At 70.6% G+C, this 22,207-nt stretch carries 27 protein-coding genes and 2 pseudogenes; 11 read left to right on the forward strand and 18 right to left on the reverse strand.

Annotation, left to right across the window (positions count from 1 at the left end; translation table 11 throughout):
* Positions 1-298: 298 nt before the first annotated feature.
* Positions 299-505 carry a DUF397 domain-containing protein gene (locus tag ACJOT3_RS04865; protein ID WP_406969206.1) on the reverse strand — a complete coding sequence of 69 codons (207 nt, stop codon included), beginning with the start codon at positions 503-505 and terminating at the stop codon, positions 299-301.
* Complete coding sequence (locus ACJOT3_RS04870; protein WP_406969208.1) at positions 505-1,311, reverse strand: helix-turn-helix domain-containing protein; 807 nt, start codon at positions 1,309-1,311, stop codon at positions 505-507. The genes ACJOT3_RS04865 and ACJOT3_RS04870 overlap by 1 nt, the downstream gene beginning before the upstream one ends.
* A gap of 408 nt (positions 1,312-1,719) precedes the next feature.
* Here ACJOT3_RS04870 and ACJOT3_RS04875 point away from each other — a divergent pair, with 408 nt between their 5' ends.
* Both ACJOT3_RS04875 and ACJOT3_RS04880 read left to right on the forward strand, forming a co-directional pair.
* On the forward strand, positions 1,720-2,265 hold the full coding sequence (locus tag ACJOT3_RS04875; protein WP_406969210.1) for an ATP-binding protein: 546 nt from the start codon (positions 1,720-1,722) through the stop codon (positions 2,263-2,265).
* Positions 2,262-2,756 (forward strand): hypothetical protein, encoded by a 495-nt coding sequence (locus ACJOT3_RS04880; RefSeq protein WP_406969212.1) that lies wholly within the window; start codon positions 2,262-2,264, stop codon positions 2,754-2,756. The genes ACJOT3_RS04875 and ACJOT3_RS04880 overlap by 4 nt, the downstream gene beginning before the upstream one ends.
* Before the next feature lie 388 nt (positions 2,757-3,144).
* Here ACJOT3_RS04880 and ACJOT3_RS04885 read toward each other — a convergent pair whose 3' ends face one another.
* Positions 3,145-3,489 (reverse strand): hypothetical protein, encoded by a 345-nt coding sequence (locus ACJOT3_RS04885; protein WP_406969214.1) that lies wholly within the window; start codon positions 3,487-3,489, stop codon positions 3,145-3,147.
* 82 nt (positions 3,490-3,571) lie between these two features.
* Here ACJOT3_RS04885 and ACJOT3_RS04890 point away from each other — a divergent pair, with 82 nt between their 5' ends.
* The gene (locus ACJOT3_RS04890; RefSeq protein ID WP_406969216.1) at positions 3,572-3,985 is read left to right on the forward strand and encodes a DNA-binding protein; all 414 of its coding nucleotides are present in this window, start codon (positions 3,572-3,574) and stop codon (positions 3,983-3,985) included.
* 3 nt (positions 3,986-3,988) lie between these two features.
* Positions 3,989-4,594, forward strand: a complete 606-nt coding sequence (locus tag ACJOT3_RS04895) for a histidine phosphatase family protein (protein ID WP_406969218.1) — start codon at positions 3,989-3,991, stop codon at positions 4,592-4,594.
* Between the two features lie 40 nt (positions 4,595-4,634).
* On the opposite strand, the gene ACJOT3_RS04900 is transcribed toward ACJOT3_RS04895, so the two are convergent.
* From ACJOT3_RS04900 to ACJOT3_RS04935, 8 genes are all read right to left on the reverse strand, one after another.
* Positions 4,635-5,705, reverse strand: coding sequence for an Rv2578c family radical SAM protein (locus tag ACJOT3_RS04900; protein WP_406969220.1), 1,071 nt, complete (start codon positions 5,703-5,705; stop codon positions 4,635-4,637).
* A 238-nt stretch (positions 5,706-5,943) separates the two neighbouring features.
* Positions 5,944-6,225 (reverse strand): hypothetical protein, encoded by a 282-nt coding sequence (locus ACJOT3_RS04905; protein ID WP_406969222.1) that lies wholly within the window; start codon positions 6,223-6,225, stop codon positions 5,944-5,946.
* Complete coding sequence (locus ACJOT3_RS04910; RefSeq protein ID WP_406969224.1) at positions 6,222-6,710, reverse strand: NUDIX hydrolase; 489 nt, start codon at positions 6,708-6,710, stop codon at positions 6,222-6,224. Before ACJOT3_RS04910 ends, ACJOT3_RS04905 begins: the two co-directional genes overlap by 4 nt.
* 51 nt (positions 6,711-6,761) lie before the next feature.
* On the reverse strand, positions 6,762-7,859 hold the full coding sequence (locus tag ACJOT3_RS04915; RefSeq protein WP_406969259.1) for a protein-L-isoaspartate O-methyltransferase family protein: 1,098 nt from the start codon (positions 7,857-7,859) through the stop codon (positions 6,762-6,764).
* A gap of 113 nt (positions 7,860-7,972) precedes the next feature.
* On the reverse strand, positions 7,973-8,560 hold the full coding sequence (locus ACJOT3_RS04920; protein ID WP_406969226.1) for a GNAT family N-acetyltransferase: 588 nt from the start codon (positions 8,558-8,560) through the stop codon (positions 7,973-7,975).
* On the reverse strand, positions 8,557-8,973 hold the full coding sequence (locus ACJOT3_RS04925) for a lasso peptide biosynthesis B2 protein (protein ID WP_406969228.1): 417 nt from the start codon (positions 8,971-8,973) through the stop codon (positions 8,557-8,559). The genes ACJOT3_RS04920 and ACJOT3_RS04925 overlap by 4 nt, the downstream gene beginning before the upstream one ends.
* A gap of 224 nt (positions 8,974-9,197) precedes the next feature.
* Positions 9,198-10,871, reverse strand: coding sequence for an albusnodin/ikarugamycin family macrolactam cyclase (locus ACJOT3_RS04930; protein ID WP_406969231.1), 1,674 nt, complete (start codon positions 10,869-10,871; stop codon positions 9,198-9,200).
* Between the two features lie 69 nt (positions 10,872-10,940).
* The gene (locus ACJOT3_RS04935; protein WP_406969233.1) at positions 10,941-11,075 is read right to left on the reverse strand and encodes an albusnodin family lasso peptide; all 135 of its coding nucleotides are present in this window, start codon (positions 11,073-11,075) and stop codon (positions 10,941-10,943) included.
* Positions 11,076-11,249: 174 nt separating this feature from the next.
* On the opposite strand from ACJOT3_RS04935, the gene ACJOT3_RS04940 reads away from it, so the two are divergent.
* From ACJOT3_RS04940 to ACJOT3_RS04955, 4 genes are all read left to right on the forward strand, one after another.
* Complete coding sequence (locus ACJOT3_RS04940; RefSeq protein ID WP_406969235.1) at positions 11,250-11,450, forward strand: hypothetical protein; 201 nt, start codon at positions 11,250-11,252, stop codon at positions 11,448-11,450.
* The gene (locus ACJOT3_RS04945; protein ID WP_406969237.1) at positions 11,434-11,985 is read left to right on the forward strand and encodes a DUF6879 family protein; all 552 of its coding nucleotides are present in this window, start codon (positions 11,434-11,436) and stop codon (positions 11,983-11,985) included. The genes ACJOT3_RS04940 and ACJOT3_RS04945 overlap by 17 nt, the downstream gene beginning before the upstream one ends.
* Positions 11,982-12,845 carry a helix-turn-helix domain-containing protein gene (locus ACJOT3_RS04950; protein ID WP_406969239.1) on the forward strand — a complete coding sequence of 288 codons (864 nt, stop codon included), beginning with the start codon at positions 11,982-11,984 and terminating at the stop codon, positions 12,843-12,845. Before ACJOT3_RS04945 ends, ACJOT3_RS04950 begins: the two co-directional genes overlap by 4 nt.
* A gap of 79 nt (positions 12,846-12,924) precedes the next feature.
* On the forward strand, positions 12,925-13,503 hold the full coding sequence (locus ACJOT3_RS04955) for a YdcF family protein (protein ID WP_406969241.1): 579 nt from the start codon (positions 12,925-12,927) through the stop codon (positions 13,501-13,503).
* An 855-nt stretch (positions 13,504-14,358) separates the two neighbouring features.
* On the opposite strand, the gene ACJOT3_RS04960 is transcribed toward ACJOT3_RS04955, so the two are convergent.
* The 3 genes and pseudogenes from ACJOT3_RS04960 to ACJOT3_RS04970 form a co-directional block, all read right to left on the reverse strand.
* Entirely contained in the window at positions 14,359-14,883 is a 525-nt protein-coding gene (locus ACJOT3_RS04960; RefSeq protein ID WP_406969243.1) for a P-loop nucleotide/nucleoside kinase family protein, read from the reverse strand.
* Between the two features lie 128 nt (positions 14,884-15,011).
* Positions 15,012-15,245 (reverse strand): DUF397 domain-containing protein, encoded by a 234-nt coding sequence (locus ACJOT3_RS04965; RefSeq protein WP_406969245.1) that lies wholly within the window; start codon positions 15,243-15,245, stop codon positions 15,012-15,014.
* 95 nt (positions 15,246-15,340) lie between these two features.
* Positions 15,341-15,475: pseudogene (locus ACJOT3_RS04970) on the reverse strand (Scr1 family TA system antitoxin-like transcriptional regulator); the annotation flags it as partial.
* Between ACJOT3_RS04970 and ACJOT3_RS04975 the strand changes: the two are divergent.
* Both ACJOT3_RS04975 and ACJOT3_RS04980 read left to right on the forward strand, forming a co-directional pair.
* A pseudogene (locus ACJOT3_RS04975) lies at positions 15,473-15,646 on the forward strand (ATP-binding protein); the annotation flags it as partial. The pseudogenes ACJOT3_RS04970 and ACJOT3_RS04975 sit on opposite strands and share 3 nt — an antisense overlap.
* Before the next feature lie 139 nt (positions 15,647-15,785).
* Positions 15,786-16,310, forward strand: coding sequence for a hypothetical protein (locus ACJOT3_RS04980; protein WP_406969247.1), 525 nt, complete (start codon positions 15,786-15,788; stop codon positions 16,308-16,310).
* 113 nt (positions 16,311-16,423) lie between these two features.
* Here the strand turns inward: ACJOT3_RS04980 and ACJOT3_RS04985 are convergent, their stop codons facing one another.
* Together ACJOT3_RS04985 and ACJOT3_RS04990 are read right to left on the reverse strand one after the other, a co-directional pair.
* The gene (locus tag ACJOT3_RS04985; RefSeq protein WP_406969249.1) at positions 16,424-17,197 is read right to left on the reverse strand and encodes a response regulator transcription factor; all 774 of its coding nucleotides are present in this window, start codon (positions 17,195-17,197) and stop codon (positions 16,424-16,426) included.
* 511 nt (positions 17,198-17,708) lie between these two features.
* On the reverse strand, positions 17,709-18,896 hold the full coding sequence (locus ACJOT3_RS04990; RefSeq protein WP_406969251.1) for an MFS transporter: 1,188 nt from the start codon (positions 18,894-18,896) through the stop codon (positions 17,709-17,711).
* Positions 18,897-18,985: 89 nt separating this feature from the next.
* Between ACJOT3_RS04990 and ACJOT3_RS04995 the strand changes: the two genes are divergently transcribed.
* Complete coding sequence (locus tag ACJOT3_RS04995) at positions 18,986-19,498, forward strand: MerR family transcriptional regulator (RefSeq protein WP_406969253.1); 513 nt, start codon at positions 18,986-18,988, stop codon at positions 19,496-19,498.
* Positions 19,499-19,685: 187 nt separating this feature from the next.
* Here the strand turns inward: ACJOT3_RS04995 and ACJOT3_RS05000 are convergent, their stop codons facing one another.
* Both ACJOT3_RS05000 and ACJOT3_RS05005 read right to left on the reverse strand, forming a co-directional pair.
* On the reverse strand, positions 19,686-20,585 hold the full coding sequence (locus tag ACJOT3_RS05000) for an FAH family protein (RefSeq protein ID WP_406969255.1): 900 nt from the start codon (positions 20,583-20,585) through the stop codon (positions 19,686-19,688).
* 137 nt (positions 20,586-20,722) lie between these two features.
* Positions 20,723-21,994, reverse strand: a complete 1,272-nt coding sequence (locus tag ACJOT3_RS05005; RefSeq protein WP_406969257.1) for a pyridoxal phosphate-dependent aminotransferase — start codon at positions 21,992-21,994, stop codon at positions 20,723-20,725.
* Between the last annotated feature and the right edge of the window lie 213 nt (positions 21,995-22,207).

Below are 22,207 nucleotides of genomic sequence, written 5' to 3' on the forward strand. Positions count from 1 at the left end.
TGTGATCGTCCCCCGCGTCTCCACGACGCGGGGGACGGCGGCTCATCTCCTGGTGTGATCACGTCTCGACACCGGACACTCAGCCGCTTTCATCTTGAAGGCGTAGGTCACAGCACAGAACACGAGTCTCTGAACAAGCCGGGGAGATTCAGCACCGGCCTTGACAACTCTCGACCTGCCCTCACTTCACGGTCTTGCTTTGAAACAGCCCTGACCGATCCCGGCTTGTTCTGTGCAGTACAGAACCCCGCCTGCCGGGAGTTCGCAGGCGAGGTTCGGCGGTGTTGGCACTGGTGGGTCAGGTGCCCTTGGCGGTGTCGAGGAAGGCCTGCCACTCGTCGGCGCCGAAGAAGAGCGCGCCCAGCCCCCGGTGCTTGGTGTCCCGGACCCCGGTGACCGGCCCCTCCGAGACCTCCACGCACTCTCCGCGCTCAGCGCTGTAGCTCGCGGTGTGCCAGGGGGAAACGGGCATCGACGCCGTCTTGATGGCTTCGTGCTCAGTCATCAGGCCTTCTCCAGTTCGCCCGCCAAGAGGCGGATGAAGTCTTGCGTGTCGTCCAAGGGCAGGGCGGCCGCCTGCAAATGCTCGAACCTGTGCTCGTGGTCGGCGAGTTCGTTGCTGCCCTCGAAGAAGTGCCCACTGGGGAGGACGTCGATGTAGCCCACACGGTCGGCATCACCGAGGTGCAGCAGGGTGTAGCCGCAGGGCTGCGCCATGCCTTTGGACAGTAGCAGCACCTGAATGTCGATGTTCGGGCGCTTATTGAGCTCTAGCAGGTGCTGGAGCTGGGTGCCCATCACCTGCGGCCCGCCGACGAGGCAGCGCAGCGCGGACTCGTCGATGACCGCCCAGATCCGGGGCGCGTACTCGCGGTTGAGGAGGGTCTCGCAGCGCTCGATCCGAGCGGCGATGCGCTTCTGCCGCTCTTCGGGGTCGGTGACGATTCCCCGGGACATCAAGGCCTCGATGTAGTCCGGGTGCTGGAGGAGGCCGGGGACGACCCCCATCGCGTACTGCTGGATCTTGGTGGCCTCGTTCTCCAGGCTGTAGAAGGCGTTGCCGGCCACGTCCTCGTGCTGGAACCACCACGGCTTCTGCTTGCGTGCCGCCTTGGCGATCTCCACCAGCTCTTCCCGGAGCGCGTCGCTCGCGCCGTACAGGCGGCAGAGCGCGGCCACGGCCTCCGTCGTCAGCCGTACGAACCGCCCGTTCTCGATTCTGTAGAGCTTGCTGGTGTCCCACCCCAACTCGTTCGCGACCTGCTCCTGGGACAGCTTGGCCTGGGTCCTGAGCCGCTTGAGCTGACTCACCAGGTAGTGCCTGCGCACGGGGGAGCCCTGGGCCACGGAGGCCTCCTTCGTTGGGTCGTCGCGTCGGATGGCGGGGGAGTCCCATCATCTCACCGCACCAAAAAGGACATGTGTTCATAATGCAGACTACTTTAAATGCAGGCCTTGTAACTTCCAAGACCTGTCCCTACCTTAAAGGGTGAGGCGAGATTCCGGTGGGCTTCTCCGGAAGCGGGCCGACCTCGACGAACGCAGTGTGCTGTGCGAGGCGACGACTGGAATCTGGTCGATCCCTGGTGGGCATCGCCCACCACGGGATGGCCGCTCACTGGGTGGGCGGCTGCACGAAAACGGGCTCTGGGGGCGATTGCAGCGCCTCCAGAGCCCTGGGACAACACCGGACTCCCTACCTACAAGGAGTTGTGCGTCATGACCATTGTGCCGCGTCCCAGCGCGCCCTTCCACACCCCCACGCCCGGCTTCGCGGGGCGCCGCTGGGCCAGCCGCATCTACCCGGGCGATCTGGCCGAGCTCTCCGGGGCCCGCCAGGACCTGCGCGCGGACCTGCACCGCCTTCAAGGCCTGTGCCCGGACCTGGCCGACACGATCGTTCTCTGTGCCAGCGAGATGGTCGCCAACGCCTGCGACCACTCCCGCTCCGGCCAGAGCGGCGGGCGGATCATCCGCACCCTGTCCATGCCCACCGCCCGCAGCCTGCACGTGATGGTCGTCGACGACGGGGTCAGGGAAGCCGCCCCCACGTTCCCGGCGATCCCGCACCAGCGCACCGTCGAGGACTGGGAGGAGGCCGAGCGAGGCCGGGGCCTGCTGCTCATCGACGCCCTGGCCACCTGTTGGGGGACCCGGGCTGTCGTCGATTTCCCGTTCTGCGCGGGGCTGGGCACCGCGGTCTGGGCCGAGTTCACCCTCCCCACCCAGGCCCTGCCCACCCAGACTGGGGACCTTTCCCGGTGAACACCGAACCGCTCTCCTCCGAGGTGCGCGCCGTGCTGGGCGCACCTCGGGGCCACCGCTTCTCCCGCCCGGGCGCCCCGACCCCGCCCGCACCCCGCACCCGGGAACAGCGCCTCCTCGCCCAGATGCCCGACAACCCCCGCATCGCCTACCGCCAATCCCACGGCCAGACCCCGCCCTGGATGGACACCCACGCCGCCCGCCTCACCCACGGCGACACCCCGCGCCCGGCCCGCCGCCGCGAACCCGCACCTGTCCCGGACCGCACCCCGTCGCCCCGGGTTCCGCGCCCCCGACCCGCCCCCGACGACGGCCCCGTTCGGCCGCGCCCGCGCCCAGAACCCCCGCCGCTGCCGCGCCGACGCCCGGGCCGCCCGCACAGCCACCGCAAACCCCGCCACCACCGCCGCACCGCCTGGCGCCTGACCGCCTACACCCTCGCAGCCCTGGCCGGCGCCCTCGCCCACCACCTGGCCGCACCCCTCTTATAGCCGCCTGCCGCCGCACCAAGACCACGGCTGGGGCGGGCCTACCGCCCCGGTACCCCACCCGTGTCAGAGGCCCTCGGAATTCCCGTGGCCATGTCGATGTCCGGCGATCATCGGGTCATCGATGGCTCTGGCGCTGGAAGCGGAATCGAACGTGGCTGGGCGTAGGCGGCGGTGGCCCCGGTGCGTGCGTGGCCGAGGAATGTCGCGGTCGCGACGAGTCCGGCGCCCTGGTCCAGGAGCAGGGGCGCGGCGAAGGCAGGAAATGCAGATGAGGCCGGTCGGGTGGACCGGCCTCATCCATGCTGCGGTGAGCCCGCATGTCCGTCGTGCCGCCACGCGATGCCTGCTCGGGAAGGCTCGGGTACCGGGGCGGCCGGTCATGGCGTGATCATGCCCCGGCGCCGGATCCTTCGTGCTCGAACGCGAGGCGGCAGCGTTCGACCTGGTCGGCCACCTGGTCCATGAACCAGCGCATGATCTCGTAGGGAACGACGTACTCGTCGGGGCTGAAGACGCGGACGGTCGGTTCCAGATCCGGGTCCTCGTCCGGGACGAACGCCACCAGAAGAGCGGTGCCGGGAACATGGTCCGCCGCGGTGTCGGCGTGCTCGGCCTCCGCGGCCTGCGCGGGCACCGCCTCACTCAGCTCCACGGCCCAGGCGTCGTCGGGCAGGGCGTAGTGGAACACCACGGCGTAGTGGCGGCCCGCGTGCTCTCGCAGTTCCCATGGCATGCCGACAGGCTGCCACAGCGGGCGACCATCAGGCATCAACTTTTTGTTGACAACTTGCTGTTGAGGTTGGCAGGGTTGTCGCATGGTTCCTGGTATCCCCAACGAGTCCGATGAGTTGAACGAGCTGGACGCCGCGCGCCGACGGCTGGCCGAGGCCGGGGCCGATCGGTTGCCCCGGCCGCCGTGGTCTCCGGCCGCGGGCATGCCCGATGACGTCACTCTGCTCAGGTTCGCCGTGTGGCGGGCGAACTCGGCCGCCGGGGAGGCGGATCATGACGATCTCCGTGCCGCTCTGCGGCTTCTCGAATCGGCCCGGGGCGATCTGGACGCGCTCGAAGCGGGCCTGCTGCTTATCGCCAGGGCGGAAGGTCTGACCTGGCCCGATATCGCCGAGCAGCTGGGGGTCAGGTCCCCGCAGGCCGCGCAGCAGCGCTTCCAGCGGGTGTCGACCCGCGCCCAGGGCAGCGACCTCCCGGAGCGGGCGGGGGGAGAGTGAACCATGGCCCAACGCACCCTCTACCTCGTGCGCCACGGGGCGGCCGACGCCCTGGGGCAGCTGACCGATGACGGCCGGGAGCAGGCCCGGCTGATCGGGCGGCGGCTCGCCCGGGCGCCCATCGACGTCGTCTGGCATTCGCCGCTGCCGCGTGCGGTGGACAGCGCCCGGATCATCGCGGCGGAGATGCCGCGCGTGCTGGTCGACGAGGCGGCCGAGCTCGTCGACAACGTTCCGTTCGTCCCCGAGCCCGCGGGCATCTCGCCCTCGTGGAAGGGGTTCTTCGACGGCTATGACCGCGGCGAGGCGGAGGCCGGGAGAAGGACCGCGGACGCCCTGGCGGCGCGGTTCTGCAAGCCCAACGGCCAGGGGCGACGCGCCACCCACGAGGTGGCGGTGACCCACGCGTACCCGATCGCCTGGATCGTTCGTGAAGTGCTGAACGCGCCCCCCGAACAATGGATGGCCCTGTCCGGCGTCGCGAACGCGGCCCTCACGGTGATCGAGTTCAACGACGGCGAACCCCCCAACGTCGTGATGTTCAACGACCTGTCGCACCTGCCCGCCGAGCTGCGGTGGACGGGCTTCGCCGGTGGGGGACAGGTGTGAGCGCCGCCGGGCCCGGTGCTCGGTGACCCGGACGAGGGACCTATCCGGGGAAACCGAGGGTGAGCTGTTCGGGACGGTCCACGGGCCTGGTCGGGGTCCGCATGCGGCGGGCGGAACCCGGGCGGTTGAGGCCGTGGCGTTCGGCGATCTCGCGCACGGCCGCGGTGACGATCCGCTGGTAGGAGTCGGGCGCATAGGAGCCCCGGCCGTACAGCCTGCCGTACAGCGGCAGCAGCCGCGGGTGTTCGCGGGCGAGCCAGGCCCGGTACCACTCGCGGGCGCCCGGCCGCAGGTGCAGCACGATCGGGGTGATCCGGGTGGCCCCGGCCGCGGCGATGGCCGCGACGGTCTCCTCGATCTGTTCGGCGGAGTCGGTCAGTCCGGGCAGGATCGGGGCCATCAGCACCGAGCACTCCAGTCCGCGTTCGGCCAGGCGGCGCACCACGTCCAGGCGGGCCCGCGGGCCCGGGGTCCCCGGTTCGACCGTGCGCCACACCGTCTCGTCCACCGAGCCGACCGAGACGGCCATGCCGACCTCGGTGACCCGGGCCGCCTGTTCGAGCAGGTCGAGGTCGCGCAGCACCAGGGTGCCCTTGGTCAGGATCGAGAAGGGGTTGGCGGCGTCGCGCAGGGCGGCGATGATCTGCGGCATGAGCCGGTAGCGGCCCTCGGCGCGCTGGTAGGGGTCGGTGTTGGTGCCCATCGCGATGTGCTCCCCGCGCCAGGAGGGGCGGGCGAGTTCGGCGCGCAGGCGTTCGCCGGCGTTGACCTTGACGACGATGCGGGTGTCGAAGTCGTGGCCGCTGTCCAGGTCCAGGTACTCGTGGGTGCGCCGGGCGAAGCAGTACACGCAGGCGTGCGAGCAGCCGCGGTAGGGGTTGACGCTCCAGCGGAACAGGGGTGAGTCGCCGGGGACCCGGTTGATGATGGACCGGGCCCGGACCTCGATGGCGACGGGCTCACCGTCCTGGCCCGCCCGCACCGGCCCGGGCCCGGCCGCGTGCAGCCCCGCCCGCCCGGTGCCCCGTACCGGGGTCGGGGGCGGGGCGTGGTCGAACAGCGCGGTCTGTTCGACGGTGGTGGTTCCCTCTCTCAGGTTCTCCCAGCGCATGCGTCCGATTCGAACACGTTTTCGAACACCTGTCGAGTGGGTCGAACGCCGGGCGGCCCGTCCGGAACGGACGGCCGCGGTCCGGTTTCCCCGCCCCGGTCGGGGATCCCGGCTCCGAAGGCCGACAGCCCGGGAAAGAAAAAAATCGTGCCGACGGCCCGCCCCGGGTCCGGAGGCCTCGGTGAACACCGGCCGCCGCCCACCGCCGAACGGGCCCGGCCCCGATCCCCTCATGGGGTCACGGGCCGGTTGCGGCGAGGATCCGATACATCCGTGCCGGGGTCGGCCCGGGGCGGGCCGCGGCCGCGCCGACGACCTGGGGCACCGGGTCGAAGAGCAGCCGATCCAGCAGGGCGCCGGTGACGTTCGGACGGCGGGCGACACCGGCGCGCAGGAAGCGCTCGGTGTCGCAGGCCGACCGCCGAAGGCACGGCGCGGGCGGTTCCGGGCCGGCGGGCATGCGGACCCGCGTCGACCTGCCGCTGTTGTCGGGGCCGTTGAGGCCGACGAACGCGGTCACGGTGTTCCGTCCTGCCGGGGTGCCTCGTCGTCCCGGTACACCAGGGCGATGAGCCCGTGGAGGTTCTCCTGAGCGAACTCGGCGAGCCGGGGCGGCAGGAGGCGGATGCCCGCGAGAGCGTCATGGGTGGCGGGAACGGCGACCACCTCGTAGGTGCCGCGGCCGGGCTCGGTGAACTCGGCCCCGGTGCGCCGCCCCGGGTCCATGGAGACCAGCCGGGCGACGAAGATGTGCTGAAGGCCCACGCCTCCGGGAAGGTCGTCGGTGACGAGCAGGATTTGGCGAACCCGGTCGATCCTCCCGCCCACCTCCTCGAAGACCTCGCGGTGCAGGGCGGCCTCGGTGTCGGCGTCCTCCGGCTCCAGCCCGCCGCCCACGGACACCCAGTAAGGCTCCCACCCCGGTCTGGTGCGCTTGATGAACACCAGCCGCCGGTGTTCGTCGAACAGGAGAGCGCGAGCGCTCTGCTTGACGATCTTCGTCATGCGCTCAACCTAGCCGGGGCGGTGTACGGCGGCCGTGTCTGCGTCCGCTGTTCAGCGTGGGCGGGGAGGGTGCTCCCAGGTTCCGAGCGAACCGGCCCGCACCCGGTATGCCTCACCCGGCGGGCCGACCTCCAGTGAGAATTCCGCCAGGCCGGGCAGGCCCGCCTCGGACAGTCTCCGGTGGGCGTCGCCCAGCCGCTCCGCCAGCGGCAGGGTTCCGCCGCCGGTGACGGATCCGTCCGGCCACAGGTACGCCCACGACCCGTCCGACGCGCCCAGGTACACGATCCGGCCGTGGCCGCCGTTGAACGGGCGCAGTCCCAGGCCGACGCGCACGCCCGGGAGCATGAGCATGAGCGGGGTGAGCACGTTGTGTTCGACCACGTGAGCGGAGGTGAACGGCAGGACCGAGGTCGCCTCCGGTCGGTGACCCAGCCCGGGGAAGTCCCCGTCGGGAACGCGCTGGGTGCGGTCGTGCATGAACATCGCGTCGCACACGAACGGCCCCGAGGCGCGTCCCTCCTCGCCTTTGACCAGGGCCGCCACGGGGGTGCGCTGCCAGTCCGACGAGGCCGCCCACGGGGTGACGACCACCGCGCCCGGCCCGACGCGGGCGAGCCATTCCGGGGGAACGCGGCTGACGGCGCAGGTGGCGATGACGGCGTCGAAGGTGCCGGATCCGGGCGGCGGCAGTGCGCCGGTGGCGACCCGGACCCCGGAGCCCTCCAACCGGGCCCGTGCACGAGCAGCCACGCCGGGGTCGATCTCCACCGTGGTGACCTGCCCCGTGGGTCCGACCAGCGAGGCCAGGACCGCCGCGTTCCAGCCGCTTCCCGTGCCGATCTCCAGAACGCGCATCCCCGGTTCGACGCGGGCGGCGGCGATCATGTCCGCCATGAGCTGCGGTGCGGAGGACGACGAGCTGGGCTCGTTGCGCGGTCCCGCCCCTCCGTCGTTGGCCTGGATGGTCACCGCGTCCTGCGTGTAGACGATCCGGGCCCACCGCTCCGGGTCGGCGGTGCGGTACAGCGGCAACCCGGTCGCGCTCGGCCAGATCATGTCGGGGATGAACCGGTGCCGGGGGTGGTCCGCGAAGGCCGCGCGGATCGCGTCGGAGGTCTCCAGCCCGGCGACGAGCCGCCGGTGCATGCCGTCGAGTCCCACTTACCCCACTTCTCCGGTTCCGTTGCAGCCGGGGCGGCTGATGGGGACCCCCTGGCCGTCCCGGACGCCAACGCGGCTTTGACGCGGTCGGTGGCCGTTCACTTCCTCTTGTTGCTGAAGAGTGCCTTGACCAGGGAGGGGCCGGTGAAGTCCTCGGGGACGGCGTCCATGTGGATCTCGTTCACCCGTTGCCCCAGCCACTTGTTGGCGTTGCGGCGCACCCCTTGGCGGCGGAACCCGGCTTTCTCGTAGGCGCGGATCGCCGCGGTGTTCGGTTCCAGGACGGTCAGGTACACGCATTCCAGCCCGGTCACGTGGAAGGCGTAGTCCAGGACCAGGCGGGTGGCCTCGGTGCCCACCCCCTTGCCGCGCGCCGCCGGTTCGCCCAGGGCGATGGTGTACTCGGCGATGGCCAGGCCGGGGTCGATGAGGAGCATGGCCGTTCCCACCGGCACGGGTTCGCCGCCGGTCATGTAGACGGTGAACTTGATCTGCCGGTCCGAGGAGTTCTCGTAGGCGGTGGTGTGGATCTCCCGGGTGGTGGCCGGCTGTTGGGGTGTCTGCCGGTTGTATCCGACGATGGTGGGGATCTCGTTGTCCCACTTCCAGTACTGGTCGATCAGGTCGTCGCGGATGGGGCCGATTCCGGCGGTGTCGGTGCGCAGCCACAGCACGGGTTCGCTCATGTCCTGTCTTCTCCGGGTTCGAGGTCGGTGTTCGTGCGGGGGACGGTCACAAGTGCGCGGAATCGCTCCGTGCTCGCGGGTTCGGCGATGGTGTCCCCCGCGGGTGTGGTGAGCCAGGCATGGAACTCGACCGGATCGGCCGCGATGCCGTGGCACCAGACGACACGGTGTCCGCGCAACGCGAGCGCGACCATGGTCGCCGCCGACTCCTCCAGACACGCGACGCGCAGCGGGACGAGGATGCCCAGACGGCGGACCACCAGACATTGTGTTCGGGCGATGTAGGGGGCGGCGTCGCTGCCGGGGAGCAGCCGTACGTGCTCCAGGAAGCGGAGGAGGCGGCCGAGCCCGCGCCCGCGCCTGCCGATGCGGAGAACCGCCAGCGCGATGAGGAGCCCGACGACGGAGCTCACGATCGGAGGGTCCGTCGGCCATGGAGGTTCCCGGTAGCCGTATTCCAGCTCGCGGCTTCCCCAACTGGGGCGCCATGGCGGCCCGGGGACCATCGCGCCTTCGCCGGGCGGTACGTCCAGGGAGGCGGCGACCCTGCCGGTCCGGTAGTCGACGGTGACCGCGGCCGCGTCCAACCGGCAGACCAGGACCGGTCCACGGGCGGTGCGCGGCGGCCGTGTCCGTTTCACACCCGTCCCCTTTCCACTTCCCGTACCCAGGGGACCGGCCGGTGGCGGGTGAGCGCGCGCAGCCAGGCTTCGAGGGAGACGGCGGCTTCGACCGGGTACAGACCGGGTCGCAGACCTGCCGCCGTGGCGTGCAGGGTGCCACGGAACCGGTCGGGGTCGAGCAGGCCCAGGCCCGCGAGGTGTCCGTCCAGCAGACGCTCCAGCTCGGTCAGGGCCCGGCGCAGGCCGCCGTAGTGGTCGGGACAGGCGTCCCCCTTGGTGGTGCGCGCGGCCAACACGGGAGGGAAGACATCGGCCATCGCCTCCGCCATCAGCGGTTTGTACCGGGCCGGACCCGGTAGCCGATCGGGCGGCACCGATGACATGAGGTGGACGAGCCGGGAGTCGAAGTAGGGGTTGTGCAGATCGACCCCGTGGACACGGGCGAGCCGGCAGTCGGCGCGGGCGGTGCGCCCGGCGATGAGCAGGGCGTCCATGGTCTCCCGCTGGTTTCGGGTGAGCCCCGGGAATCGGGTGGCGGGTGTGGTGCCCTTGAACGTTGGACGGGCGCTTTGCAGGACTCCCCACCACGAGGTGCGGCGGACGTGCGCCCACAGCGCGAGCTCGGGAAGGGCCCGCCGAAGCCCGCCGTACCGCAAGAGGTCCAAGAGGTGCGCAGGGCGGGTGAGCAGCAACCCGTCACCTCCGTCACCGGTGATGTGGAGTCGGCGGCCCATGTCCCGCATCCGGTCGAGCTGCCCGGTCAAATAGGCGTGGGAGACCGCGGACGGGGGCGGCTCATCCGTGGCGGGCAGGGAATCCATCCGCTGGTAGGGGGCATCACCGGGACCCATGGGGAGCCAGACGTGGTGTACACCGGGCGCTCGTCCGGCCTCGCGGGCGAAGTCCAGGTCACCGCCGGTCTCGACCCCGGCGGGGTGGGTGGTGGCGGCGAGGACGTCACGACCGAGGTCCCGCAGCCGGCGCCCGGCGATGAGCGCCAGCGCCGTGGAGTCGAACCCTCCCGACAGGTCGGCGCTCATGGGGGCATCCGTCGCCACACGGGTCGCAACCGAGCCTTCAAGTTCGGCGCGCAGGATGCGGGACAGTTCGTGGTCCGGGGGTTCCGGGTGCCAGACCGGGTGTTCCTCGACTCCGCCGTTCGCGTGAACGGTGATCCGGTGGCCCGGCGGGACCCTTCGGACACCGTAGAAGTACGAGCGCGTGTCATCGGCTTCGGAGGCGTGGGGACCGAGCAGCCTGTCCCGCATCTGTTCGGTGTTCGGCCGCATGCCCTGGAGTGAGGCGAGGAGTAGGGCACTGGAGGACCACAGGGTCATGTCGTCGCGAACGGTCGTGTACAGGGGCCAGGCCCATCCGAGGTTCGTCCACACGGTGGTGCGCCCGGGCTCCAGGAGTACGACGGTGTAGCTTCCCGGCCAGCACCAGGCCACGTCGTCGGGGACCGGGTGGGAGGCCAGGCGGGAGACCAGGCGGGAGAGCTGTTCCTCGGTGGCTCCGCAGGGGCCGAACACAGCGATCCTCCGAGGGCCGTGCCGGGCGACACGGAGCTGTCCGGGAGGGTGGTCACGGTCGGTCCAGATCTGCGTCCCCTTCCCGTGATGGACGAGAAGAGAGTCGCGGGGGCGCAGGAGAGGAAGGCCGGTGCCGGTGCCGCCGCCGAACCACATGTGCGCTCCCCGCTTCTCGTTCGATCCCTGGACCAGGGGTGACGGGTCGGACCTGCTCGTTGTGGGACGTCAGTTGTAGGGCTGGCGCTTGGACTCGGCGCGGGCGCTGCCGACGCCTTCGGTCAGTGCGGCGAGGTCGCCCAGGTCGATCTCTTCGCGGGGTGCGGGAACGGGGGTGCGCTCGGGGACGGGGGCTTCGGGCATGGCTGGCGTGTCCCTTCTCGGATGGCCGCTTCGGGCGGCCGCCGGTGGATGATTCCAGTTGTAGAGGAATAATCTGCGGACGGCAAGAGGGTTGGCTACTTTCCCCGATCGGGTGGTGACAGACCGCTGTATTCCATTTATGGTGGAATCACTCTGACCCCCTGGGAGGACTGGATGAAGCCGACCCGCATCGCCGGTGACTGCGGCGACAACATCGAATGCCCCGCGGTCTACGTGAGCGACCGGGGCACCATCGTGGTCCAGGGCTACACCCTGGCCAGGACGGGCCTGGACATCACTCTCGCCGACGACGAGTCCGCCGTGGAGATCCCCCTCGACCTGCTGAAGGAGGCCGCCCGTGCTCACGCCCTCTGAGGCCGGCGCCTTCTTCGACGAGCACCTGACCCGCTCCGCGTTCCGGCTGGAGGCCCTGGACCACTACGAGGTCGCCTCGGACGGGGAGGACTTCGCCCGGCACCGGGCCGGTGAACCCGAACCCACCTGGGAGCGGAAGGACCCGTGGCTGAAGGTCCTGCGCGAGGAGAAGTCCGCGGGGATCCGCCGCTACCGGGTCCGGGTGCTGACCACCCCGCTGAACGACTACATTCGCTTCGAATGCGAGTGGGGTTACGTGCTCAACTCCAGGGCGGGGGAGGAGATCCACGTCCTGGACCTGGCCGAGCACCCCCTGCCGCCGGAGGTGGTCGACCACGACTTCTGGCTTCTGGACGACCTCCACCCGCTGCGCATGCACTACAGCGAACGCGGGGAGTTCATCGGCATCGAGGTGGTGCCCGAGGCCCTGGACGACTATCGCAAGGCCAGGGACGCCCTGCTCGCGGCGGCCGAACCGTTCGAGCGGTGGTGGGCCCGCCATCCCGAGGAGTGGAGAGAGAACCGGAGCAGATGACGGGTTCCGAGAACACCCCGACCGGTCACGGCCCCGCGGGCCGTGACCGGTTGGCCCGTGCCCTGCGCCGGGCACGGTCCCGTGCCGGGATCAGCGGGGTGCGAGCGGGCAGGGCCGCCGGTATCTCCCAGTCCAAGATCTCCAAGATCGAACGCGGCCTGCTGCTGCCGTCGGTTGACGATGTCGCCGCACTGTGCCGGGTGTACGAGGTGGGGGAGGGTGAGCGGAGTGACGTGCTGACGCTCACCGAGGCCCTGCACGCGGAGGCCTCGACGCGGGTCATCATGGCCAGGAGCGTCTCGCGGACGCAGCAGCGCATCGCGCGTCTGGAGGCCGACACCTCGCTGGTCCGCGCGTTCCAGCCGTTGATCGTGCTCGGTGTCCTGCAGACGCAGGAGTACGCGGAGTGTCTGTTCCGCACACCGTTGTACGACCTTCCCGAGGATGAGATCGAGGCGTCGGTCCGCTCGCGGCAGGAGCGCGGGAGGGCGTTGCCCGATGCGTCGGGTGAGTATCGGCTGATCATGACCGAGGGGGCGCTGCGCTGGCAGGCCGGGGCGGCGTCGGTCATGGCCGAGCAGCTCAGGGAGATCGCGAAGGCCGCGGCCAGGGGCGGCAACACGAGTGTCGGGGTCATCCCCTGGAGCACGCCGGTCGATGTGTTCCCCCGCAACGCCTTCACGATCTATGACCAGGACGCGGTGATGGTGGGGACCGAGACCGCCACCGCGACGATCACCGGGGCCTCGGACATCGCGTCTTATGTGCGGTTGTTCGAGCGGTTGGAGGCGCTGGCGAGCTTCGGTGACGAGGCGGTCGGTCACCTGGAGCGGATCGAGGCCGACTACCGGCGCCTGTAGCCGCGGGGCATCTCGCCCAGAGGACGTGCGGAGCCAAGGCCGGGTGAGAGCTTCGGCTCGATGCTCAGAGGAGGAACAGGTGGTGGACGGCGCGCGCACCATCGCCCGGGAGCAGTGGCGGCAGGCGGAGCTGATCTGGGAGTTCCACCGCATGCGCCACGGGGTGCGGTGGTGCGATGCCGCGGTGGTGCTGGGTTGTAATGACATCGGCGTCGCTGATCATGCCGCCGGGCTGTACCGGGCCGGGTTGTTCCCGACGGCGGTGTTCACCGGTGGGAGCAGTGCCGCGACCGCGGAGTTGTTCCCGCGTGGGGAGGCGGTGCATTTCCGGGAGCGTGCGTTGGGGCTCGGTGTTCCGGGTTCCGCGGTGCTGGTGGAGCCGGAGGCGGTGAACACCGGGCAGAACATTGCTTTCTCCCGCCGGGTCCTGGCGGCGAACGGTATCGACCCTGCCGCCGTGTTGTTGGTCTGCATGCCCTACATGGAACGGCGCGCTTTCGCCACGGCCCGGAAGCTGTGGTCGGAGGTGGAGGTGGTGTGCTCCTCCGCGCCGTTGAGCCTCGGTGAGTATGTGGAGGGGTTTGATGACGCCGGGTTCGTCATCGACATGGTGGTCGGCGACCTCCAGCGGGTGATGGAGTACCCGAAGTTCGGGTAGGCCATTGAGCAGGATGTGCCCGGGCCGGTGCGGGAGGCGTACGAGTTCCTTGTCGCCTCGGGGTTCGACGGATGTCTGATCCCGGCTTGACCGTCGCTGTCGGACATTTCCGAAGGATTCGGTCGGTTGGACGGTGAAGTGCTTCACGGTCTCAGGGTCGTACTCGGCGTGGGGGACGGTGTATCTCCAGGTGGTGTCACGCCACCGGCAGTGTCGGGAGACTTCTGCTGGGGAGTCGGTCATCTCGTACCTGTGGGGTGTTCAGAAGGTGGTCCGCTCCCGCTCCACCAGGCTCATGATGTGGGCGAACTGTTTGGGTTGTCGCAGAGCAAGGGGCGGCTGTGATCAGGGGCGCGATGGTTGCAGGGGGCGCCGTTGCTCTGGCTTGCCGGGTCCGGTAGAAATCCTTGAAGACAACGCTCAAGGTTCGGGTGTTTTGTCCGTTTCTTGAGAAGTCATAAAATCGGCCGGTTTCCCGTGGAATCCGTGCAGGTCATTTGCCGTGCTCCCCGCGCACGCGGGGATGGCCTCCGGACGTCCACCTCTAATCTCGGAGCATGGCCGTGCTCCCCGCGCACGCGGGGATGGCCTCGACGTTTTCGACTTCTTCGACCGTATCCAGATGTGCTCCCCGCGCACGCGGGGATGGCCTCAGCCGCGGTTTCCCGTCACCCGCGACCCGCAGGTGCTCCCCGCGCACGCGGGGATGGCCTCGCGGCGGGCATCGAGCAGGGGGTTCCCTGGCAGGCGCGTGAGGCCTATGAGTTTCTTGTGGCCTCGGGGTTCGACGGCCTCCTGAAGCCGGGTTGACCTGTTCCCGCCGGGAACACCGGGAACTTCCGAGGGGTTCGGCGGTCAGGCGAAGGAGGGCCATCGGTCGGCAGCCCACGCTCGCCAGTCGGCCCAGTCGGAGGGTGGGGTACGGATCGCGTGGCCGTCCAGTTCGGCGGCGTCGGGCTCCTCGAAGTGGGTCCGCCAGTGCAGGAGGTCGGCCTCGGTCATCGGGAGGATCTGCCCGGTGGTGGTCGCCTGGCGGTGGGCGATCCGGGCGCGTTGCGTCTCGGCGTCCACCGGCAGGTAGACCATGCTGAAGCGCGCTCCCTCGGTCTCGGCCAGCCAGCGGATCGCGGACCGTTCGTCCCGGGACCAGCAGCCGTAGTCCACCACGACGTCGGTGCCCAGTTTGGCCGCCTCCAAGGCGAGCCAGAGCATGCGGCCCTCCAGCACGTCGCGCTTGCCGCCCGGGTCCGTCTCGCCGAACAGGGGGAGCATCCATTCGTCGGGGGTCAGGCGCAGCGCGCCGTGCTCTGCGGCGAGCCGGCGGGCCTTGGTGGTCTTTCCGGCTCCGGGGAGTCCGACCATCAGGAACAGCGTGGTCATGTGCGGATCGTGTCAGGGAAGCCAGGCGGATGACCACCGGTTTCCCGGGCCGATCACGGCGCCCGGCCGGGGACGGGAGTCCGTGCCGGGCACCGGTGATGTGGTTCGGGGTTGGGATGGGGCGGGTGTCAGCCGCGGGTGGTGTGGAGGAAGGCGGTCCACTCGGGGGAGGAGAAGGGGAGGTGCCCGGCGGTGGGGTGTTTGGAGTCGCGGACGGCGGCCCCGCAGGGCAGGTCGGCGACCTCGACGCAATCGCCGTTGACGCCGCTGTGGCTGCTCTTGCGGAAGTGTGCGACCTCGACGCATTCCTGATCCTGCGCGCTGTAGCTGCTCTTGCGGAACTTCAGCTCGTTGGCTGTCACGTACTCTCCAGGAACTTCAGGACGTCTTTGATGAGCTCGAACGACAGGGCGACTCTCTGAACGTTGCTGAAGGCCACGTTATATCGCTCCACGTCTTCTGGCCGGTCCAGGTAGAGACCATCGACTGCGGTCCCCACGTACACCAGGGGAGGATCGATGGGAGTTGGAAAGTCCAGGATGGTGAAGGGGCCTGCGAGGGCGAGGTGGGCGCCTGCGGAATAGGGCAGCACCTGACCGCCGACCCGTCCGGCCTGGACCCGAACGCCGAATCCGGGCGCGGGCTGGCGCTGGTCGACGCCCTGGCCACCTCCTGGGGTGACAACGGGATCGCGGATCACCGGCAGGTGTGGTTCTTCCTGGCCTACGACCTGACCGACAACCCCTGGACCACCGCGGCCTGAACCGGCCCGGGTGGGAAGCGCAGCCCCACCGGGCCAATGACACCCGCCCCTGGAACAACTTGAAAACACAGGTGCCCCGACCGGTGCGCGAACACCGGACCGGGGCGTGATCACCACCTGCACCAGTCAGGAGATGACCATGGAACACCCTACTACCAGCCGCCACCGCAGGCCCTGCCACAGCATGGCCGGACGCATGTGGGCCCTGGCCGCCGCGCTGCTGGCCACCGCCCTGGCCGCGCTTTTCAGCCCCCGACCGGCCCGACCGCCCTGCCGGGTTCCGCGCGCACTGTCCGCGCCGCCCGCCACCACCACCGCCAGGCGGGGCGACCCGCCCGGCCTCCCCGCATTCCCCGCCCCGGACACGTGGGCGGCCGGAGCCTTCACCGCCTCGGCCCGATGGGAACGGGCCTACGCCGCCCCCGCCGACCCGGTGGACGACGACCCCGACCGGATCGCCGGAGCCCTGGTCCGCCCCTACCTCGACCTCGCGGCCGTTCCGCGCCCCCGCCCGGCCGAGCCCGAGGACTACCCGGCCACGTCCCCCGCCGCACCCCCGCCCCCGGCCGCAGACCCCGTCCCCGCCGAGGAGGAGTTCGCCGAACTCACCGACCGCATCCGCGCCTACCTGGCCCTGAACCCGGGAAAAGGCGAGCGCCCATGAACACCCGCACGCCCCGTTAACAATTCCACTGCATCCCCGCGCGGACGGCGCCCGTAAAAGCGCCGCCCGCGCGGGGCCGCCGCCGAGGCCGCCCGACGACTTCCCCCAGCGGCTCACCCGTAGGAGAAGGTGCCGCTTTCCTGGTCCGTTTCGCGAACCGTCGCCGCCCCCAACTGGAAACCGATTCCCCGAACGGTGACGACCCAATCCTTTCCGCCGAGTTTTCTGCGGATGCTGCTCACATGCGTGTCAATGGTCCGCTGTGACCATTCGCCTCCCCAGACCCGGTCCATGATGTGCTTCCTGGACACCACCTGGTCCGGCTGTGAGGCGAGGATATGCAACAGGTCGAATTCTTTCCTGGTGAGCTTGACCGGTCTTCCGGACAGGTGGACCATGCGGGTTCCCGGGTCTATCCGCAAGGGCCCGTGGGAAACGACGCCGACCCCGGGTCCGCGCGGTTTCTTCGCCCGGCGCATCACCGCCTCCACCCGCGCGATGAGCTCGTGGACCGAGCACGGCTTGGACATGTAGTCGTCCGCCCCCGCCCGCAGGCCCAGCACCCGGTCCAGTTCGGTGCACCGCGAGCTGACGACGATGACGGGGATACAGCTGGTCGCACGCAGCAGCCGGCAGACCTCCAGGCCGTCCAGATCCGGGAGGTCCAGGTCGAGGAGTACCAGGTCAGAGCCCTTGTAGGTGTTCAGTGCGGCGCGTCCGCCGCTCACGGTCCGGGTCCGGTGACCGTGGCGTATCAGGCATTCGGTGAGTTTCCGCGCGTCGGATTCGTTGCTCTCCACCACGAGTATCCGCCAGGATTCCGACGACGGCGCGCAATCGACCGCTGGTGTCGTGTCCGACGGTGCCTTGTGCAACCACAATCCCATGATCCTCGCCCTAGATCTGGTCTGTGCCGTGTGTTCGGTTCCGTGGGTCGTCCGGTGATGTCACGCACCCGGAGGACCGCCTTTCCGGGATCGGATCGGCGGTGGTGTGGAAAGGCCTGGTCGGGACAGTGTTCGAGGTAGGTGATCCATTCATGAACATCGGTACGAGATCTGCCATGCATATCTGTAGAGTACTCTGGCATCTCTCATGTTACCGAGAATGGCCAAAACCGGCCACGAACTTTTCTGGGCGAGGGCGGGTGCGGTAGTGGGGTGGTCGGTATGTTACCGGAGATCGGTTTCTCGTGTGTCTTTTACTCGCAGGTCAAGGTGTCCCTTTGTGGCCCTCCCGGTATTTCTTTTCGATCTGTTGACAAAAATTCTGCTCCGCGTCCGACGCGTTTATGGAACATGGTTTCTCCGGGTTCGGCGTCTCTTTTCTGTGGAGGCGGGTCAACCGGAGGGCCCCCGGTCCCGGCGGCGTACCGGGTCCGGGGGCCCGTCGGAGGGGTCAGGACGACAGGCCCGGCCGCTGGGCCGGGAAAGCGTGCCGACGGCCGGCGACCACGACGATCAGCACCGGGATCAGGAGCAGCAGGACACTCCACGGGAAGGACCTCGGACCGAACACCTCCAGGAGGATGCCGCCGATGGCCCCGCCCGCGGCCATGAACCCGTTCCAGGTGGTGACCAGCAGGGCCTGCGCGGCGTCGCCCCCCGCGTCCGTCACGGCGGTCTGCATGAGCGTGGTGATACCGCCCCAGCCGAGCCCCCACAGCGCCGCCGCGAGGAAGACGAGCGGCACGCTCTCGGCGAACAGCGCCAGCAGGGTCGTCCCCACCGCGAACAGGACGGTGCTGGCGATGGTCAGCACCCGCAGCCGCCGGTCCACCTGGGCGCCCACCACGAGGATGCTCACCATGGAGGCGATGCCGAAGATCAGCAGGACGAGGCTGATGGACCCGCCCATGTCGTATTCGATGAGGAACGTCGCGATGTAGGTGTAGAGGATGTTGTGGGCCAGGACGTAGGCCGCGACCACGAACAGCACCGCGATGACCCCGGGGCTGGTGAAGGCGTGCAGCACGGACGCCTGCGCGGTCCCCCGGCGGCCCCGATGGTCGGGGACCGATGCCAGGACCCAGGCCAGGAGGACCACGCCCAGCAGGGTGACCAGGAGGAACGTCGTCCGCCAGCCGAAGATCCCGCTGAGGAAGGTGCCCACCGGGATGCCCAGGGACAGGGCGAGGGGGACACCGCCCATGGTGACCGCGATCGCCCGGCCCTGGAGGTGGGCGGGCGCCAGGCGGCGGGCGTACTCCACCAGGAGCGCCCAGATCAGGCCGGCGGCCACACCGCCCAGGAACCGGAACACCATGGTCAGCAGATAGTCGGGGGAGACCGCCGTGACCAGGTTCGACAGCGCGATCACGGCGATCGCCCCCAGGAGCAGGGGTTTGCGCCGCCAGGTCGCCGTCAGCGCGAACAGGGGGATGGCCGTGACCGCGGAGGCGATCGCGTACACGGTGAGGGCCTGGCCCATCGCGGACTCGCTGACCGCCAGGCTCGCGCTCATCTCGGGCAGCATCCCTGCCGGGAGGGCCTCGGTCAGGATGCCGACGAAGGCCGCCGTGGCCAGGGCCAGCAGGGCCACCCAGGGGAACTTGCTCTCTTCGCCCTTGGCGGGGGAAGAGGCCACATTTTCTACCGGAGGAGTGGACATAGTCTGTATCCTCAAACCCTTCCATAAATGTGAAGGTCAATCGCCGTGTTTGTGAGGTGCAACACATGCGCATAGGCGAACTGTCGAAGCGCACAGGGGTGTCCCCGCGGCTGCTGCGCTACTACGAGGAGCAGGGGCTGATCGGCGCCAAACGCTCCCCCAACGGCTACCGGGACTACGACGAGCGCTACGTGGACCGCGTCCACCAGGTCCGGGGACTGCTCGACTCCGGCCTGTCGACCCGGATCATCAAGCAGCTGCTCCCGTGCCTGGACCAGCCGGACGCCATCTACGTCTCCGACGCCACACCCGAGACGATCGCTGTGCTCGAACGCGAGCGCGAACGCATGGACGAGCGCATCCGGTGCATGGTCCGCAACAGGGCGGCCATCACCGACTACCTCGCCCGGGTGCGCCGCGGCGGGGACGCGCCCGCGGAGGGGGCGGACCCCGCCGCGGACACGGACCCTGCTGCGGACACGGACGCCGCCGGGGGGACGGGCCCCGCGGTGGTCACGGACCCCGCCGCGGCCGGGGAAGCCGGCCCTGTCGGGGAACAGGTCGCGGTCGGCCGCTGAGACCGGTGGCGCGGCCGGTCGGGTGCCCGAGTGTCCGGGTGCCCGGGGCCCGGCCGGCCGGCCGCACCACCGTGCCACCGCGCCGCCGGACCACCGCAGCACCGTGCCGCCGGGCCGTCCGCCCCGGGACCGACCTCTCGGGCCGCCGCCTGCGGTCGTCTGTCGGCCGCGGGCTGTCGGCCCCCGGTCAGCCCGCCGGGTCGGCGTACCGGACCGGGTTGGCCAGTTCGACGCCGTGGCTGTCCACGCGCAGGACCAGCCGGTCACCGTCCCTGATCCGGAACCCGTCGTGGTAGCTGGCCTTGTCCGCCCCCAGGAACAGGTAGTTCACCAGCCCCGGGCGGCGCAGCAGCGGGTAGGAGAACAGGTACTCCGCCATGTCGGGAACGCGCTGGAAGAGGGAGTCGGCGCCGCACGAGAAACCGCCCTCCCAGGCGGCCTCCCCGTCCCGCTCGATGACCACCCGCCCGGTCACCGTCTCCGGCGGCTCGCCCAGGAACAGCCAGGGGGCGATCGACGTCTCGCACAGCTTGGCGTAGGGGGTCCAGGCCCACGGCTTCTCCAGGTGCAGGCCGATGTCGTTGAGGTCGTTGCCGAACCCGTACCCCGCGTAGTGCGGTCGGCCCTCGTCGTCGTTGACGTAGACCAGCACGATCTCCGGCTCCTCCAGCAGCCAGACCGGGTTTGCCGGGGTGACCAGGGGCTCCTCGGGCAGGCGCAGCCAGGACCCCAGGCCCTTGATGTAGTAGTTCGGCGGGGTGAACTCCTCGTCCGGTTCCGGGGCCCGGTCGAACTTGGACCGGTGCGTCCCCATGAACCCGTTGATCAGGGAGTTGTTGGCGTCCGCCGGGAGCAGGGGCGGCAGGAAGCGCAGCTCGGGGTCGTCGGCGGCCACCGAGAGCGTCTCGGTGCCCTCGGTGACGGCGGCGGTCACCGCCTCCGCCAACGCCTCCGTTCCGGTGGCGGAGAGGAAGGCGGTGCGGACGCGGTCGTCGTCCGCCGCGTACAGGGTGAGCGTGCCGCCGGACGGCGGCTCCACACCCGCGTACCGGCAGCCCTTGTAAATGGATTCGAAGAAGACGGACATGATGGCGGCGTGCCTCCTCGGCGACGGGGGTGGACAGGCGTGTTCGGCGGGATGCCGGACGGTGTGTCCGGCGGGGTGTCGGACGGTGGGCTCGACAGGGTGTTCGGCGGGGTGCCCGGCGGGTCCCCGCGCGGCGGTCACGGCCGCACGAGATCGGCCAGGACCTCGGCGACGCGGTCCAGGGACTCCCCGATCCAGGGGAGTCGCAGGGGGTCGGGGGCGTTCAGGGCGGCGAGGCGCTCGGACTCGCCCGCGCCGTACAGGCGGCCGGTGGACACCCGCACCCGCAGGGCGCGCGCGGGTTCGCCGAAGGCGCTCCCGGGGAGCAGTCCCACCCCGTACCTCTGGGCGAGGTGGGCGGCCAGCTCCGCCGCCCCGTGCACGCCGTGGGCGCGGGCCAGCTCCTCCCGCAGCGGCTCGAAATCGGGGTAGAGGTAGCAGGTCGCCCGCACCGGTGCCGTCACGGCGCCGACCCCGGCGAAGCGTTCGGCCACCGCGCGGGCCACCGTCCCGTGCAGGCGCCGGCTCGCGGCGACGCGCTCCACCACGTCCCGGGGCTCGGCGAAGGCGTAGGCGGCCGCGGCCTGGACGGGGGCCGCGGCGGTCGACCAGACCTGCCCGGCGATGCCCAGCAGCTGCGCGCGCACCCGCTGCCCGAGCGGCCCCCCGGGGAGCCGGGCCACCCCCAGACGCCACCCGCCCAGGGCGAGGTTCTTGGCCGGGCCGGTGGTGACCGCGGTCCGCTCCGGTGCGAACACCGCGGGGGAGACGACGGGTGTGTCGGGGGAGAAGACCAGGTCGCGGTAGATCTCGTCGGAGATGATGAACAGGTCGAGGTCGCGGGCGGCCTCGGCCAGCTCCCGGACGGTCTCGGGCGCGGCGACGTTCCCGGTGGGGTTGTCCGGCAGCGTGACCACCACGGACCGCGGGTCGCGGCCGGCCGCGCGGGCCGTGGCCACCGCCTCGCGCAGCAGGTCCGGTGCGGGGACCCCGCCCTGCCCGGGCGGGGTCGGGACGGGGATGGCGCGTGCGCCCCCGAGCGCCGCCTGGGCCGCGTAGCTGACCCAGCCGGGCCGGGGGATCACCACGTCGCCGCCGACGGCGAGGATCAGCCCGAACAGCAGCGGTTTGCTCCCCGGGCCGGACACGACGAGGTCGGGGGCGGTGTCCAGCCCCCGCCGCCGCCAGTACCCGGCGGCCGCGGCGCGCAGTTCGGGGCTGCCCGCCACCGGCCCGTAGGCGTTGCGGTCCGCGGCGGCGGCGAGCACCTCCCGGAGCCGGGGCAGGACGGGCAGCCCGATCTCACCGCCGGCCAGGGAGAGGACCGTTTCTCCGGCCGCCTCCCGGCGGGCCAGGGCCTCGTCGGCGGCGAGGGTGGCGGACAGGGGCACCGGCGTGGATACCGGCATGGTCTCCTCCAGGGGACGGGGTCGCGGGGGCGGGGCGCCAGGGTCGGGGCCGGGGAACGGGCCGCCCGGGACAGGGCCGTGCGGTCGGGGTCAGGGCAACGGGGTACCCAGGCCAAGGGGTGTCCCGGGGCGGTGCCGCCCGGGTCAGGGGCGGGGTTCGGGCGGCGGAGAGGGGCCGTCCCCGGCCAGGCGTTCGCGAAGCTCGGCCTTGCG

This window comes from Nocardiopsis protaetiae (assembly GCF_045446735.1).
Lineage (GTDB): Bacteria > Actinomycetota > Actinomycetes > Streptosporangiales > Streptosporangiaceae > Nocardiopsis > Nocardiopsis protaetiae.

Coding starts and splice junctions, on each gene's coding strand:
- ACJOT3_RS04915 (WP_406969259.1), bottom strand. CDS start 7,859: ATGCACCGGCGGCTCGTCGCCGGGCTGGAGACCTCCGACGCGATCCGC.
- ACJOT3_RS04940 (WP_406969235.1), top strand. CDS start 11,250: ATGAAGCCGACCCGCATCGCCGGTGACTGCGGCGACAACATCGAATGC.
- ACJOT3_RS04960 (WP_406969243.1), bottom strand. CDS start 14,883: ATGACCACGCTGTTCCTGATGGTCGGACTCCCCGGAGCCGGAAAGACC.
- ACJOT3_RS05005 (WP_406969257.1), bottom strand. CDS start 21,994: ATGCCGGTATCCACGCCGGTGCCCCTGTCCGCCACCCTCGCCGCCGAC.
- ACJOT3_RS04920 (WP_406969226.1), bottom strand. CDS start 8,560: ATGAGCGAACCCGTGCTGTGGCTGCGCACCGACACCGCCGGAATCGGC.
- ACJOT3_RS04935 (WP_406969233.1), bottom strand. CDS start 11,075: ATGCCCGAAGCCCCCGTCCCCGAGCGCACCCCCGTTCCCGCACCCCGC.
- ACJOT3_RS04885 (WP_406969214.1), bottom strand. CDS start 3,489: ATGCCATGGGAACTGCGAGAGCACGCGGGCCGCCACTACGCCGTGGTG.
- ACJOT3_RS04890 (WP_406969216.1), top strand. CDS start 3,572: ATGGTTCCTGGTATCCCCAACGAGTCCGATGAGTTGAACGAGCTGGAC.
- ACJOT3_RS04985 (WP_406969249.1), bottom strand. CDS start 17,197: ATGGGATTGTGGTTGCACAAGGCACCGTCGGACACGACACCAGCGGTC.
- ACJOT3_RS04895 (WP_406969218.1), top strand. CDS start 3,989: ATGGCCCAACGCACCCTCTACCTCGTGCGCCACGGGGCGGCCGACGCC.
- ACJOT3_RS04995 (WP_406969253.1), top strand. CDS start 18,986: ATGCGCATAGGCGAACTGTCGAAGCGCACAGGGGTGTCCCCGCGGCTG.
- ACJOT3_RS04875 (WP_406969210.1), top strand. CDS start 1,720: ATGACCATTGTGCCGCGTCCCAGCGCGCCCTTCCACACCCCCACGCCC.
- ACJOT3_RS04900 (WP_406969220.1), bottom strand. CDS start 5,705: ATGCGCTGGGAGAACCTGAGAGAGGGAACCACCACCGTCGAACAGACC.
- ACJOT3_RS04980 (WP_406969247.1), top strand. CDS start 15,786: ATGGAACACCCTACTACCAGCCGCCACCGCAGGCCCTGCCACAGCATG.
- ACJOT3_RS04865 (WP_406969206.1), bottom strand. CDS start 505: ATGACTGAGCACGAAGCCATCAAGACGGCGTCGATGCCCGTTTCCCCC.
- ACJOT3_RS04930 (WP_406969231.1), bottom strand. CDS start 10,871: ATGTGGTTCGGCGGCGGCACCGGCACCGGCCTTCCTCTCCTGCGCCCC.
- ACJOT3_RS04950 (WP_406969239.1), top strand. CDS start 11,982: ATGACGGGTTCCGAGAACACCCCGACCGGTCACGGCCCCGCGGGCCGT.
- ACJOT3_RS05000 (WP_406969255.1), bottom strand. CDS start 20,585: ATGTCCGTCTTCTTCGAATCCATTTACAAGGGCTGCCGGTACGCGGGT.
- ACJOT3_RS04910 (WP_406969224.1), bottom strand. CDS start 6,710: ATGACGAAGATCGTCAAGCAGAGCGCTCGCGCTCTCCTGTTCGACGAA.